Origin of the sequence: Pseudomonas flexibilis (genome assembly GCF_000802425.1) — a bacterium.
In the GTDB taxonomy this organism is placed as follows: Bacteria; Pseudomonadota; Gammaproteobacteria; order Pseudomonadales; family Pseudomonadaceae; genus Serpens; species Serpens flexibilis.
Genome location: NZ_JRUD01000026.1, coordinates 15697 through 29638, shown reverse-complemented (window position 1 = coordinate 29638; position 13942 = coordinate 15697). Strand labels below are relative to the sequence as shown.

At 66.4% G+C, this 13942-nt stretch carries 10 protein-coding genes; all 10 read left to right on the top strand.

What is annotated here, in order from left to right; translation table 11 throughout:
- Positions 1–53: 53 nt before the first annotated feature.
- The 10 genes from SF06_RS15355 (at position 54) to SF06_RS15310 (ending at position 13900) form a co-directional block, all read left to right on the top strand.
- On the top strand, positions 54–1310 hold the full coding sequence (locus SF06_RS15355) for an MFS transporter (RefSeq protein ID WP_039562473.1): 1257 nt from the start codon (positions 54–56) through the stop codon (positions 1308–1310).
- A gap of 2 nt (positions 1311–1312) precedes the next feature.
- Positions 1313–2725: a NarK family nitrate/nitrite MFS transporter gene (locus SF06_RS15350; protein ID WP_039562472.1), complete on the top strand. Its 1413-nt coding sequence runs from the start codon at positions 1313–1315 to the stop codon at positions 2723–2725.
- Between the two features lie 60 nt (positions 2726–2785).
- Positions 2786–6541, top strand: coding sequence for a nitrate reductase subunit alpha (locus tag SF06_RS15345; RefSeq protein ID WP_039562471.1), 3756 nt, complete (start codon positions 2786–2788; stop codon positions 6539–6541).
- Positions 6542–6551: 10 nt separating this feature from the next.
- Positions 6552–8090 (top strand): nitrate reductase subunit beta, encoded by a 1539-nt coding sequence (gene narH, locus SF06_RS15340; RefSeq protein ID WP_039562470.1) that lies wholly within the window; start codon positions 6552–6554, stop codon positions 8088–8090.
- A gap of 2 nt (positions 8091–8092) precedes the next feature.
- Positions 8093–8839 carry a nitrate reductase molybdenum cofactor assembly chaperone gene (narJ, locus tag SF06_RS15335; RefSeq protein WP_027591815.1) on the top strand — a complete coding sequence of 249 codons (747 nt, stop codon included), beginning with the start codon at positions 8093–8095 and terminating at the stop codon, positions 8837–8839.
- Positions 8832–9614, top strand: coding sequence for a respiratory nitrate reductase subunit gamma (narI, locus tag SF06_RS15330; protein WP_039562468.1), 783 nt, complete (start codon positions 8832–8834; stop codon positions 9612–9614). The genes narJ and narI overlap by 8 nt, the downstream gene beginning before the upstream one ends.
- Before the next feature lie 83 nt (positions 9615–9697).
- On the top strand, positions 9698–10603 hold the full coding sequence (locus SF06_RS15325; protein WP_039562465.1) for a peptidylprolyl isomerase: 906 nt from the start codon (positions 9698–9700) through the stop codon (positions 10601–10603).
- Between the two features lie 51 nt (positions 10604–10654).
- Positions 10655–11641 (top strand): GTP 3',8-cyclase MoaA, encoded by a 987-nt coding sequence (gene moaA / locus SF06_RS15320; RefSeq protein WP_027591318.1) that lies wholly within the window; start codon positions 10655–10657, stop codon positions 11639–11641.
- A 243-nt stretch (positions 11642–11884) separates the two neighbouring features.
- Positions 11885–13258 carry an oxygen-independent coproporphyrinogen III oxidase gene (gene hemN / locus SF06_RS15315; RefSeq protein ID WP_437123616.1) on the top strand — a complete coding sequence of 458 codons (1374 nt, stop codon included), beginning with the start codon at positions 11885–11887 and terminating at the stop codon, positions 13256–13258.
- A gap of 201 nt (positions 13259–13459) precedes the next feature.
- The gene (locus SF06_RS15310; protein ID WP_027591320.1) at positions 13460–13900 is read left to right on the top strand and encodes a CopD family copper resistance protein; all 441 of its coding nucleotides are present in this window, start codon (positions 13460–13462) and stop codon (positions 13898–13900) included.
- Positions 13901–13942 lie beyond the last annotated feature (42 nt).

Sequence of the window (13942 nt, the reverse complement as noted above, 5' to 3'; positions counted from 1 at the left end):
AGGCCGCCGCGCCCAAGATGGCACCCACACAAGGAGCCTCGGCGAGGTGGATTATGAGTCGTGCGAAGGTACAGCAAGCCCTGGTGCTGAGTATGAGCACCCTGGCGTTTACCGTCTGCTTCATGGTCTGGATGATGTTCGCGGTGCTCGGCGTGCCGATCAAGGAACTGCTCCAGCTCAACGAAACCCAGTTCGGCCTGCTGGCCGCCACGCCGGTGCTCACCGGCTCGCTGGTGCGTCTGCCGCTGGGCATGCTCACCGACCGCTTCGGCGGGCGCGTGGTGTTCTTCCTGCTGATGCTGGCCTGCGTGCTACCCATCTACTTGATCGCCGAGGCCACCGCCTACTGGCAGTTCCTGGTGCTGGGCCTGTTCGTCGGCCTGGCCGGCGGCTCCTTCTCGGTGGGCATCGCCTATGTCGCCAAGTGGTTCGACAAGGACAACCAGGGTCTGGCCATGGGCATCTTCGGCGCCGGCAATGCCGGCTCGGCGCTGACCAAGTTCCTCGCCCCGGCGCTGATCGCCTGGGGCAGCTGGCAGCTGGTGCCGCAGGTGTTCTCGGCGATCCTGTTCATCACCGCGCTGCTGTTCTGGTTCCTCACCAGCGACAACAAGGCCCACCGGGTGGCCAGCAGCGTGTCGCTGCGCGAGCAACTGGCGGCGCTCAAGGACCCGGCCGTGTGGCGCTACTGCCAGTACTACTCGATCGTGTTCGGCGGTTACGTGGCGCTGGCGCTGTGGATGACCAAGTACTACGTGCAGGAATACGGCTTCAGCCTGCAGACCGCCGCGCTGCTGGCCGCCTGCTTCTCGCTGCCCGGCGGCGTGCTGCGCGCCGTCGGCGGCTGGATGTCGGACAAGTGGGGCGCGCAGAGCGTGACCTGGTGGGTGCTGTGGGTGAGCTGGGTGTGCCTGTTCCTGCTTTCCTACCCGCAGACCGATTTCACCATCCAGACGGTGAACGGCCCGAAGACCTTCCACATCGGTCTCAACGCCTGGGTGTTCACCGCACTGATGTTCGTCATCGGCATCGCCTGGGCATTCGGCAAGGCCTCGGTGTTCAAGTACATCGCCGATGACTACCCGCAGAACATGGGTGCCATCTCCGGCATCGTCGGCCTGGCCGGCGGCCTCGGCGGCTTCATCCTGCCCATTCTGTTCGGCGCCCTGGTGGACCTCACCGGCGTGCGCTCCTCCGCCTTCATGCTGCTGTACGGCGTGGTCTGGGTCTCCCTGATCTGGATGTACTTCAGCGAAATCCGCAAAACCCCCCTCATGGGCCGGGTCAGCGCCCTTGCCCAAGGAGAATGACGATGAGCGTCCTTGAAAAATCCGTCGCCGGCCTGGGTATTCCCCAGGGCCCGGTGCTGCGTGACTGGCGACCCGAAGACCCGGTGTTCTGGAACGCGGTGGGCCAGAAGATCGCCACCCGCAACCTGTGGATCTCGATTCCCGCGCTGCTGCTGGCCTTCGCCGTGTGGATGGTGTGGAGCACCGTCACCGTGCGCCTGAACAGCGTTGGCTTCAGCTTCAGCACCGACCAGCTGTTCCTGCTCGCCGCGCTGCCCTCGGTGTCCGGCGCCACGCTGCGCATCTTCTACTCGTTCATGGTGCCGATCTTCGGCGGTCGGCGCTGGACGGCGCTGAGCACCGCCTCGCTGCTGATTCCCTGCCTGTGGATGAGCGTCGCGGTGCAGAACCCGGACACGCCCTACAGCGTGTTCGTGATCATCGCCCTGCTGTGCGGCTTCGGCGGCGGCAACTTCTCGTCGAGCATGTCCAACATCAGCTTCTTCTTCCCCAAGGCGCGCCAGGGCACCGCCCTGGGCCTGAACGCCGGCCTGGGCAACCTGGGCGTGTCGGTGATGCAGTTTGCCGTGCCGCTGGCGGTGCTCGGCGGGCTGTTCGGCAGCTTCGGCGGCGAGCCGCAGCAACTGAGCGACGGCGGTCAGCTGTGGCTGCAGAACGCCGGCCTGATCTGGGTGCCGTTCATTGCCGCGGTGTCCCTGGCCGCCTGGTTCGGCATGCACGACATCGCCGACGCCAAGGCCTCCGTGAAGACCCAGGCGGTGATCTTCCGGCGCAAGCACAACTGGCTGATGTGCTGGCTGTACGTGGGCACCTTCGGCAGCTTCATCGGCTTCTCCGCCGGCTTCGCCATGCTCAGCAAGACCCAGTTCCCGGACATCAACCCGCTGCAGTTCGCCTTCCTCGGCCCGCTGGTCGGCGCCCTGAGCCGCACCCTGGGCGGCATGCTGGCCGACAAGTTCGGCGGCGCGCGCATCACCCTGTGGAACTACGCGCTAATGGCCGGCTTCGTGTTTGTGGTCATGGCCTTCCTGCCGGGTGAAGGCAGCGAAGGCAACTTCTGGGGCTTCCTGGCCGCCTTCATCCTGCTGTTCTTCTTCGCCGGCATCGGCAACGGCTCCACCTTCTGCATGATCCCGGCGATCTTCCGTGGCGAGTGGGAGGCACGCCGCCAGCGTGGCCAGGCCACCGAGGAGCAGGTCAACAAGAACGCCAGCATCGAATCGGCCGCAGTGATCGGCTTCAGCGCCGCCATCGGCGCCTTCGGCGGCTTCTTCATCCCCAAGGCGTTCGGAACCTCGCTGGCCATGACCGGCAGCGCCGAGGCCGCCCTGTACCTATTCATCGCCTACTACCTGAGCTGCATCGCCGTGACCTGGTGGTGGTACGCGCGCCGTGGCGCGGAACGCCCCTGCTAGAGCAACCCGTTTAGTTCATGACAGGGCGCTCCGGCGCCCAGCCTGAGAGGAAACAACGACATGAGTCATCTTCTTGACCAGATGCGCTTCTTCAAGCGCAAGCAGGGCGAGTTCGCCAACGGACACGGCGAAACCCGCCAGGAGTCCCGCGACTGGGAAAACGTCTATCGCAACCGCTGGCAGTACGACAAGATCGTGCGCTCTACCCACGGGGTGAACTGCACCGGCTCGTGCAGCTGGAAGGTCTACGTGAAGAACGGCCTGGTCACCTGGGAAACCCAGCAGACCGACTACCCGCGCACTCGCAACGACCTGCCCAACCACGAACCGCGCGGCTGCCCGCGTGGCGCCAGCTACAGCTGGTACATCTACAGCGCCAACCGCCTGAAATACCCGAAGGTGCGCAAGCCGCTGCTCAAGCTGTGGCGCGAGGCGCGTCGCCACATGGAACCGGTGGAGGCCTGGGCGAGCATCGTCGAGGACCAGGCCAAGGCCGAGTCCTACAAGAGCAAGCGCGGCCTGGGCGGCTTCGTGCGCTCCAGCTGGAACGAAGTCAACGAGATCATCGCCGCCGCCAACGTCTACACCGTCAAACAGTACGGCCCGGACCGCGTGGTCGGCTTCTCGCCGATCCCGGCCATGTCGATGGTTTCCTACGCGGCCGGTAGCCGTTACCTGTCGCTGATCGGCGGCGTGTGCCTGTCCTTCTACGACTGGTACTGCGACCTGCCGCCGGCCTCGCCGCAGGTGTGGGGCGAGCAGACCGACGTGCCGGAGTCGGCCGACTGGTACAACTCCAACTACATCATCGCCTGGGGTTCCAACGTCCCGCAGACGCGGACCCCGGACGCGCACTTCTTCACCGAGGTGCGCTACAAGGGCACCAAGACCGTGGCCGTCACCCCGGATTACGCCGAGGTCGCCAAGCTCACCGACCTATGGCTGAACCCCAAGCAGGGCACCGACGCGGCGCTGGCCCAGGCCTTCGCCCACGTGATCTTCAAGGAATTCCACCTCGACCAGCCGAGCGCCTACTTCCGCGACTACGCCAAGCGCTACACCGACCTGCCGATGCTGGTGCTGCTCGATGACATCGAAGGCGGCTACCGCGCCGAGCGCTTCCTGCGCGCCTCCGATCTGGACAACGCGCTGGGCCAGGACAACAACCCCGAGTGGAAGACCGTCGCAGTCGACGCGTCCGGCGAGCTGGTCTCGCCGCAGGGTTCCATCGGCTACCGCTGGGGCGAGAAGGGCAAGTGGAACATCGAGGCCCGCGAGGGCAAGGACGGCCGCGAAACCGACCTGACCCTCAGCCAGATCGACGGCGGCGAGGCGGCCGAGGTGGGCTTCCCGTACTTCGGCGCGCAGCAGCACGACTTCTTCCCGAACGTCGCCGGCGACGCCGTGCAGTTCCGCCGCGTGCCGGTGCGCAGCCTGAAACTGGCCGACGGCCGCAGCGTCAAGGTCGCCACCGTGTTCGACCTGATGGCCGCCAACTTAGGGATAGACCGTGGCCTGGGCGGCGCCAACGTGGCCGTGGACTACAACGACGTCAACGTGCCCGGCACCCCGGCCTGGCAGGAGCAGATCACCGGTGTGTCCCGCGAGAAGGCCATCCAGGTGGCCCGCGAATTCGCCGACAACGCCGACAAGACCCACGGGCGTTCCATGATCATCGTCGGCGCGGCGATGAACCACTGGTACCACATGGACATGAACTACCGCGGGCTGATCAACATGCTCATGCTCTGCGGGTGCGTCGGCCAGACCGGTGGCGGCTGGGCCCACTACGTCGGCCAGGAGAAGCTGCGTCCGCAGTGCGGCTGGCTGCCGCTGGCCTTCGGCCTCGACTGGCATCGCCCGTCGCGGCAGATGAACGGCACCAGCTTCTTCTACAACCACAGCTCCCAGTGGCGCCACGAGAAGATGAGCATCCACGAGGTGCTCTCGCCGCTGGCCGACAAGAGCCAGTACCCCGAGCACATGCTCGACTACAACATCCGCGCCGAGCGCGCCGGCTGGCTGCCCAGCGCGCCGCAGCTCAACCGCAACCCGCTGCAGATCGCCCGTGACGCGCACGCCGCCGGCATGGAACCGAGGGACTACGTGGTCAAGGGCCTGCAGGACGGCAGCCTGCGCTTCGCCTGCGAACAGCCGGACAGCCCGGAAAACTTCCCGCGCAACATGTTCATCTGGCGCTCCAACCTGCTGGGCTCCTCCGGCAAGGGCCACGAGTACATGCTCAAGTACCTGCTGGGCACCACCAACGGCGTGATGAACGAGGACCTGGGCAAGCGCGCCGACGGCTTCAAGCCGACCGAGGCCGAGTGGGTGGACGAGGGCGCCATCGGCAAGCTCGACCTGGTCACCACGCTGGACTTCCGCATGTCCTCCACCTGCGTGTACTCCGACATCGTCCTGCCGACCGCCACCTGGTACGAGAAGGACGACATGAACACCTCGGACATGCACCCCTTCATCCACCCGCTGTCCGCGGCCATCGACCCGGCCTGGGAGGCGAAGTCCGACTGGGAAATCTACAAGGGCATCGCCAAGGCGTTCTCGGCCATGGCCGAAGGGCACCTGGGCGTCGAGCGCGACGTGGTGACCGTGCCGCTGCTGCACGATACCCCCGGCGAGCTGGCCCAGCCGTTCGGCGGCACCGACTGGAAGACCGCCGGCGAGGCGCCGGTGCCCGGCAAGAACGCGCCGAACATCGCCGTGGTCGAGCGCGACTACCCGTCCACCTACAAGAAGTTCACCGCCCTCGGCCCGCTGCTCGAGAGTCTGGGCAACGGCGGCAAGGGCATCAGCTGGAACACCGAGGACGAAGTGAAATTCCTCGGCGAGCTGAACTACCGGGTGCGCGAGGAGGGCGTCAGCCAGGGCCGGCCGAAGATCGAAACCGCCATCGACGCCGCCGAGGTGATCCTCTCCCTGGCGCCGGAAACCAACGGCCACGTCGCCGTGAAGGCCTGGGAAGCGCTGTCGGAATTCACCGGCCGCGACCACAGCCACCTGGCGCTGCCCAAGGAGCACGAGGCGATCCGCTTCCGCGACATCCAGGCCCAGCCGCGCAAGATCATCTCCAGCCCCACCTGGTCGGGCCTGGAAGACGAGCACGTCAGCTACAACGCCGGCTACACCAACGTCCACGAGTACATCCCGTGGCGCACCCTCACCGGCCGCCAGCAGTTCTACCAGGACCACCCGTGGATGCAGGCCTTCGGCGAGCAGTTGATGAGCTACAAGCCGCCGATCAACACTCGCTCGCTCGGCTATGTGCAGGGCAAGAAGCCCAACGGCAATCCGGAGATCGCGCTGAACTGGATCACCCCGCACCAGAAGTGGGGCATCCACAGCACCTATACCGACAACCTGATCATGCTGACCCTCAGCCGCGGCGGCCCGATCGTGTGGATGAGCGAAATCGACGCGAAGAAGGTGGGCATCGAGGACAACGACTGGATCGAGTGCTTCAACGCCAACGGCGCGCTCACCGCCCGCGCGGTGGTCAGCCAGCGCGTCAAGGAAGGCATGGTGATGATGTACCACGCCCAGGAACGCATCGTGAACGTGCCCGGCGCCGAGAGCACCGGCACCCGCGGCGGCCACCACAACTCGGTGACCCGCGTGATGCTCAAGCCCACCCACATGATCGGCGGCTACGCCCAGCAGGCCTACGGCTTCAACTACTACGGCACCGTGGGCTGCAACCGCGACGAGTTCGTCGTGGTGCGCAAGATGAACAAGGTCGACTGGCTGGACGCGCCCTATGGCGATGACCTGCCGCAACCGCTGCCGCAGGACATTTGAGGAGTACGCCATGAAGATTCGTTCACAAGTCGGAATGGTCCTGAACCTGGACAAGTGCATCGGCTGCCACACCTGCTCGATCACCTGCAAGAACGTCTGGACCAGCCGTGAAGGCATGGAATACGCCTGGTTCAACAACGTCGAGACCAAGCCGGGCATCGGCTACCCGAAGGAATGGGAAAACCAGGAGAAGTGGAAGGGCGGCTGGGTGCGTAACCCCGACGGTTCGATCAACCCGAGGATCGGCGGCAAGTTCCGCGTGCTGGCGAACATCTTCGCCAACCCGGACCTGCCGAGCATCGACGACTACTACGAGCCGTTCGATTTCGACTACCAGAACCTGCACACCGCGCCGCTGGGCAAGCACCAGCCGGTGGCGCGGCCGCGCTCGCTGATCTCCGGCAAGCGCATGGAAAAGATCGAGTGGGGTCCCAACTGGGAGGAAATCCTCGGTACCGAATTCGCCAAGCGCCGCAAGGACAAGAACTTCGACAAGGTCCAGGCGGACATCTACGGCGAGTACGAGAACACCTTCATGATGTACCTGCCGCGTCTGTGCGAGCACTGCCTCAACCCGGCGTGCGCGGCCTCCTGCCCGAGCGGCGCGATCTACAAGCGCGAGGAGGACGGCATCGTCCTCATCGACCAGGAGAAGTGCCGCGGCTGGCGCATGTGCATCAGCGGCTGCCCGTACAAGAAGATCTATTACAACTGGAAGAGCGGCAAATCCGAGAAGTGCATCTTCTGCTTCCCGCGCATCGAGGCCGGCATGCCGACCATCTGCTCGGAAACCTGCGTGGGCCGCATCCGCTACCTGGGCGTGCTGCTGTATGACGCCGACCGCATCCACGAAGTGGCCAGCACGCCGAACGAGCAGGACCTGTATCCCAGGCAGCTGGAAATGTTCCTCGATCCCAACGATCCGGCGGTCATCGAGCAGGCGCTGAAGGACGGCGTACCGCTGTCGGTGATCGAGGCGGCGCAGAAGTCGCCGGTCTACAAGCTGGCGGTGGACTGGCAGCTGGCCCTGCCGCTGCACCCGGAATACCGCACGCTGCCGATGGTCTGGTACGTGCCGCCGCTGTCGCCGATCCAGAACGCCGCCCAGGCCGGCCACGTGAGCATGGACGGCGTGCTGCCGGACGTGGACAGCCTGCGCATCCCGGTGCGCTACCTGGCCAACCTGCTCACCGCCGGCGACGAGAAGCCGGTCAAGCTGGCCCTCAAGCGCCTGCTGGCCATGCGTGCCTACAAGCGCGCCGAGCAGGTGGACGGCGTGCTCGACCTCAAGGTGCTGGAGCAGGTCGGCCTGAGCCGCGACCAGGCCGACGACATGTACCGCTACCTGGCCATCGCCAACTACGAGGACCGCTTCGTGATTCCCTCCGCGCACCGCGAGGAGGCCATGAGCGACGTGTTCGGCGAGCGCTCCGGCTGCGGCTTCAGCTTCGGCAGCGGCTGCGGCGGCGCCTCGGACACCAACATGTTCGGCGCCAGGAAGGCCAACCAGCGCGACATCATCAAGACCGTGCAGCTGTGGGAGGACTGACCATGCAGATTCTCAAGGTGATTTCCCTGCTGCTCGACTATCCCGCCGAGCCGTTGCGCGAGGGCTACCTGGAGCTGGCGAAAGCCATCTCCGGCGCCCGCGAGATCAGCCCCGAGCAGCGCGGCGAACTGCGCCTGCTGCTCGAGGAACTGACCGGCGGCGAGCTGATGGACGCGCAGGAGCGCTACAGCGAGCTGTTCGACAAGGGCCGCGCGCTGTCGCTGCTGCTGTTCGAACACGTGCACGGCGAGTCCCGCGACCGCGGCCAGGCGATGGTCGACCTGATGGCCCAGTACGAGGCTGCCGGGTTCGCCATCGGCGTGCGCGAGCTGCCGGACTACATCCCGCTGTACCTGGAATTCCTCGCCACCCGCGAGGACCTGGAGGCCCGCGAGGGCCTGGCGGATGTGGCGCACCTGCTGGCCCTGCTGGCGGCGCGCCTGGTCGAGCGCAAGAGCCCCTACGCGGCCTGCTTCCGCGCCCTGCTGCAGATCGCCGGCCAGCCGCTGGAAAGCGTGGCCGAGTTGCGCGAGCAGGTGGCCGGCGAGGAACGCGACGACTCGCTGGAAGCCCTTGACAAGGTCTGGGAGGAGGAACAGGTGAACTTCCTGCAGGCCGAGCAGCAGGAGCGCTGCCCGTCGCAGGCGAGCCTGCCGGGCAAGGCCCGCGAGGAAGGCGCGGTGCCGCTGCACTGGGTGGATTTCAACACGGGGCCCGCTGCGCCGGGCCGGGAGACGGCAAATGTCTAACTTCAATTTCCTGCTGTTCGGGGTCTACCCCTACATCGCCCTGGCCATCTGCCTGATCGGCAGCTGGGCGCGCTTCGACCTGGCCCAGTACACCTGGAAAACCGGCTCCAGCCAGATGCTGCAACCCAAGGGCATGCGCCTGGCCAGCAACCTGTTCCACATCGGGATCATCTTCATCCTGTGTGGCCACTTCGTCGGCCTGCTGATGCCGGAAGCCCTGTACCACTCGTTCATCAGCAGCGCCGACAAGCAGTTGGTGGCCATGGTCTCCGGCGGCTTCTTCGGCATCCTCTGCCTGATCGGCCTGGTGATGCTGATCCAGCGTCGCCTGGGCGATGCCCGGGTGCGCGCCACCTCCAGCCGTTCGGATATCGCCATCCTGTTCGTGCTGCTGGCGCAACTGCTGCTCGGCTTGGGCACCATTGTCGCCTCCACCGGCCACCTGGACGGTTCGGTGATGGTGCTGCTCGGCACCTGGGCGCAGAGCATCGTCACCCTGCAGCCGGTGGCCGCCGCCGAAGCCATCGCCCCGGTGTCGCTGGTCTACAAGCTGCACGTGTTCCTCGGCGTCACGCTGTTCGTGCTGTTCCCCTTCACCCGCCTGGTGCACATCGTCAGCGCCCCGGTGTGGTACCTGGGCCGGCGCTACCAGATCGTGCGCGTCAAGCACAGCGGCCGCGCCGTGCCGCCGGTGCAGGCCCCGGCCGGCTACCGCGCCCCCGCCAAGGCCGCCCCGGCCAAGGCACCGAAGAAGGCCGGCCAGCCGGTGGCCTGATTGCCTGAATGTAGGGTGGACAGCGCTTCACCTGTCCACCATGGCCGGGCCCAGCCCAGCCCCAACCAGCGAGGAACACGAACATGGCATGCGGATGTGGTGGAAGTGAAAGCGGCGGCGGCTGCGGCGGACAGGCCCACGCCGAGCCGGTGGTGCAGCAGATGCCCGAGGCGGTCGCCCCGGTCGAACTGATCGCCAGCAGCGACCAGGAATGGCCGCGCATCAGGGTCAACGGTGTGGTCATCACCCCCGAAGCGATGGCCCGGGAAATCCAGTACCATCCCGCGCCCAGTCGCGACGATGCGCTCTATCTCGCCTGCCAGGCGCTGGTGATCCGCGAGCTGCTGCGTCAGCGCAGCGCCGAGCTGGGCATCCCGGTGGCGCCGGTCGCCGGGGAGAGCGAGGAAGAGGCGGCGACTCGCGAGCTGGTGCAGCGCGAGGTGCCGGTGCCGCAGGCCGACGAGTCGACCTGCCGGCAGTACTACGAACGCAACCGCGCGCGTTTCGCCAGCGCGCCGCTGGTCATGGCCCGGCATATCCTGCTGGCTTGCCCGCCGGACGACGCCGAGGCGCGCAGCGCCGGCCGCGAACAGGCCGACGCGCTGCTGGCCGAGCTGCGCGGCGCACCGCACCGTTTCGCCGACCTGGCGCGGGCCCATTCGGCCTGCCCGTCGAAGGGGCAGGGCGGGGCGCTGGGACAGATCAGCCAGGGCCAGACCGTGCCCGAATTCGAGCGCCAGTTGCTGCGCCTGCCGGTCGGCCTGGCGGCCCAGCCCCTGGAAAGCCGCTACGGTTTTCATCTGGTGGAGGTCGAACAGCGCATCGAAGGGCGCCAGTTGCCCTACGAGGCAGTGGCCGAAGCCATCCGCGCTGAGCTGGATCAACGGGTCTGGCAGGTGGCGGTGGCACAGTACCTGCGGTACCTGGTGGGCGCGGCGGATATCCAGGGCATACACTTGGAAGGCGCCGAAACGCCGCTGATGCAATAGCGGCTTTAATGCAGCAATGCCTGTCGGCCACCCGAAGCCAGAGGAACGATCATGAGCACTTTGCAAGACGGCTACGGACGCGGCATCGAGTACCTGCGGTTGTCGGTGACGGATCGCTGCGACTTCCGCTGCGTGTACTGCATGGCCGAGGACATGACGTTCCTGCCGCGCCAGCAGGTGCTCACCCTGGAGGAGATCCAGCGGATCGCCGCGCTGTTCGTGGCCAACGGCACCCGCAAGATTCGCCTCACCGGCGGCGAGCCGCTGGTGCGCAAGGGCATCGTCGAGCTCTGCGCGAAGATCGCCGCGCTGCCCGGCCTGCGCGAACTGGTGATGACCACCAACGGCTCGCAACTGGTGAAGATGGCCCGACCGCTGGCCGACGCCGGCGTGAAGCGCCTGAACATCAGCCTCGACAGCCTGGACGCGGAGCGCTTTCGCGCCATCACCCGCGTGGGCGACCTGCGCCAGGTGCAGGCCGGCATCGACGCCGCCCGCGCGGCCGGCTTCCAGCGCATCAAGCTCAACACCGTGGCCATGAAGGGCCGCAACGCGGACGAGATCCCGGACCTGGTCGCCTATGCCGTGGAGCGCGGTCTGGACATCACCTTCATCGAGGAGATGCCGCTGGGCGACGTGGGCCGCTCGCGGGGCGAGAGCTACTGCTCCAGCGATGAAGTGCGCGAGATCATCGCCGGTCGCTACACGTTGATCGACAGCGCCGAGCAGAGCGGCGGACCGGCACGCTACGCACGCCTGAAGGAATTTCCGGAGAGTCGCATCGGCTTCATCTCGCCGCATTCCCACAATTTCTGCGCGACCTGCAACCGCGTGCGCCTGACCGTGGAAGGCCGCCTGCTGCTGTGTCTGGGCCACGAGAATTCCATCGACCTGCGCGCGCTGCTACGTCGCTACCCCACCGACGATCAGCCGCTGCTCGACGCCGTGCGCGCCGCGCTGCAACGCAAGCCGCTGCGCCACGAGTTCAACCTCGACGAGGTGCAGGTGGTGCGCTTCATGAACGCCACGGGCGGGTAGGGCGGACAACAGCTCGCGGACAAGTCCGCTCCCACAGGCCCTGCGCCTTACCCGCCGTTGACCATGGTCAAGTCCCGCTGCCATCAGGCCCGTTACCCTGCGCATATCTTCCGGCCGGTCGCCTGTTTTGCGGATCGGCCCTCTGACCGGCCATAATCCGGCCCATCCAGCAGTGAGGCGGTCGCGCGAGCGGCGGTCTTCGATGTACCACTTTCCTTTCAAGGCGGGTCGAACGTGGACCACATGACTTTCAACCGAGCCCTGGTCGAGAAATACGATCGCCCGGGCCCGCGCTACACCTCCTATCCCACCGCGCCGCAGTTCCACGAGGCTTTCGCCGAGGACGACTACTTCCAGGCCGCCGCAGCCAGCAACAAGGCGTCGGCGCCCAAGCCGCTGTCGGTGTACATCCATATCCCGTTCTGCCAGAGCCTCTGCTACTACTGCGCCTGCAACAAGATCATCACCCAGAAGACCCACCGCGCCGTCGAATACCTCGACTACCTCAAGAAGGAAATCGCCCTGCAGGGCGCGCTGTTCGACAAGTCCCGCAAGCTCACCCAGCTGCACTTCGGCGGCGGCACACCCACCTACCTGACCAGCGAACAGCTGGGCGAGGTGATGGACGCCCTGCACGAGGCGTTCAACATGGACGACAGCGACAACCACGAGTTTTCCATCGAGGTCGATCCGCGCACCATCAGCCCCGAGCGCATCCACACGCTGCGCCAGCAGGGCTTCAACCGCCTGAGCTTCGGCGTGCAGGACTTCGACGAGCAGGTGCAGGCCGCCGTCAACCGCATCCAGAGCGAACAGCAGGTGCGTGACCTGATCGAGGCCGCCCGCGCCGCGCGCTTCAAGTCGATCAGCGTGGACCTGATCTATGGCCTGCCGCTGCAGACCGTGGAAAGCTTCGACGCCACCCTGAGCAAGATCATCGCCCTGCGCCCGGACCGCATCGCCGCCTACAGCTATGCGCACCTGCCCGAGCGCGTGCGCGCCCAGCGGCTGATCCGCCCGGAGGACATGCCGCCGCCCGAGCGCAAGATGGAGTTGCTGGAGCTGACCATCCGCCGCCTGACCGACGCCGGCTACGTGTACATCGGCATGGACCACTTCGCGCTGCCCGACGACGAGCTGACCCTGGCCCGCGCCAACGGCACGCTGCAGCGCAACTTCCAGGGCTACTCGACCCACGGCGACACCGACCTGATCGGCCTGGGCGTGTCCTCCATCGGCAAGGTGGGCGACAGCTACAGCCAGAGCGTCAAGCTGCTTTCCGAGTACTACGCGCGCCTGGACCAGAACCGCTTGCCGGTGCAGCGTGGCTACACATTGAGCGCCGACGACGTGCTGCGCCGCGAAGTGATCCTGGCGCTGATGTGCCACAACCGCGTCGACTTCGCGCCGTTCGAGCGCGCGCACGGCATCGTCTTCCGCGAGTACTTCGCCGACGCGCTGGCGCAACTGAAGGAGATGGTCGAGGACGGGCTGGTGGAAATCCACGACGACGCCATCGTGCTGCTGCCGCAAGGGCAGCTGATGATGCGCAACGTGGCCATGACCTTCGACGCCTACCTCGGCAAGCAGACCGTGCGCTTCTCGCGCACGGTCTAAGCAGCGGAACGAACGTAGGGCGGTCAAGGCCTAGCCTTGGCCGCCGGACACGGCGTCGGTGCCATCCGCAGCGCAAACACACGTATCGGCTTGTGTGACGCTATTCGCGTTTCTCGGCTATCGCTTGACCACGGTCATTCACCCGTCGCACTCCTGCGGTCAAGGTAGGTCCACTAGGCGTCACCGCCGGAAGGACTGCCCATGACCTACGCCCTGCTGCACACCCTGCACCTGCTCAGCGCCATCTTCTTCATCGGCACGCTGTTCGTCGAAGTGGCCACGCTGGCGCAGGCCAAGCGTTCGCTCGACCCCGCCGCTCGGGAAACCTTCGAGCGCGCGCTGGGGGCCCGTTCGCGGGTGGTGCTGCACTGGGTGGTGCTGTTCGTCTACGGCGCCGGCATCGGCCTGGCCTGGTTCCACCGGGGCGCCCTGGCGGATCCCTTCGCCAGCAGCTTTGGCCTCATGCTGAGCCTGAAGATCCTGCTGGCCATCGGTGTTTTCCTCTCCTTCGGCCTGGTCGCCATCCTGCTGCGCCGTGGTCGGATGAGCCCGGCACGCTATCACAGTCTTCACGTTGTGATCCTTGCGCAGATGGTCGCCATTGTTCTGCTCGCCAAAGGCATGTTCTATCTGGCCTGGTAAGGCGTGTCTGCGACCCTGCGTCACACCCCGGCGCACGTGCTT

Coding starts and splice junctions, on each gene's coding strand:
- SF06_RS15355 (WP_039562473.1), top strand. CDS start 54: ATGAGTCGTGCGAAGGTACAGCAAGCCCTGGTGCTGAGTATGAGCACC.
- SF06_RS15350 (WP_039562472.1), top strand. CDS start 1,313: ATGAGCGTCCTTGAAAAATCCGTCGCCGGCCTGGGTATTCCCCAGGGC.
- SF06_RS15345 (WP_039562471.1), top strand. CDS start 2,786: ATGAGTCATCTTCTTGACCAGATGCGCTTCTTCAAGCGCAAGCAGGGC.
- narH (WP_039562470.1), top strand. CDS start 6,552: ATGAAGATTCGTTCACAAGTCGGAATGGTCCTGAACCTGGACAAGTGC.
- narJ (WP_027591815.1), top strand. CDS start 8,093: ATGCAGATTCTCAAGGTGATTTCCCTGCTGCTCGACTATCCCGCCGAG.
- narI (WP_039562468.1), top strand. CDS start 8,832: ATGTCTAACTTCAATTTCCTGCTGTTCGGGGTCTACCCCTACATCGCC.
- SF06_RS15325 (WP_039562465.1), top strand. CDS start 9,698: ATGGCATGCGGATGTGGTGGAAGTGAAAGCGGCGGCGGCTGCGGCGGA.
- moaA (WP_027591318.1), top strand. CDS start 10,655: ATGAGCACTTTGCAAGACGGCTACGGACGCGGCATCGAGTACCTGCGG.
- hemN (WP_437123616.1), top strand. CDS start 11,885: ATGACTTTCAACCGAGCCCTGGTCGAGAAATACGATCGCCCGGGCCCG.
- SF06_RS15310 (WP_027591320.1), top strand. CDS start 13,460: ATGACCTACGCCCTGCTGCACACCCTGCACCTGCTCAGCGCCATCTTC.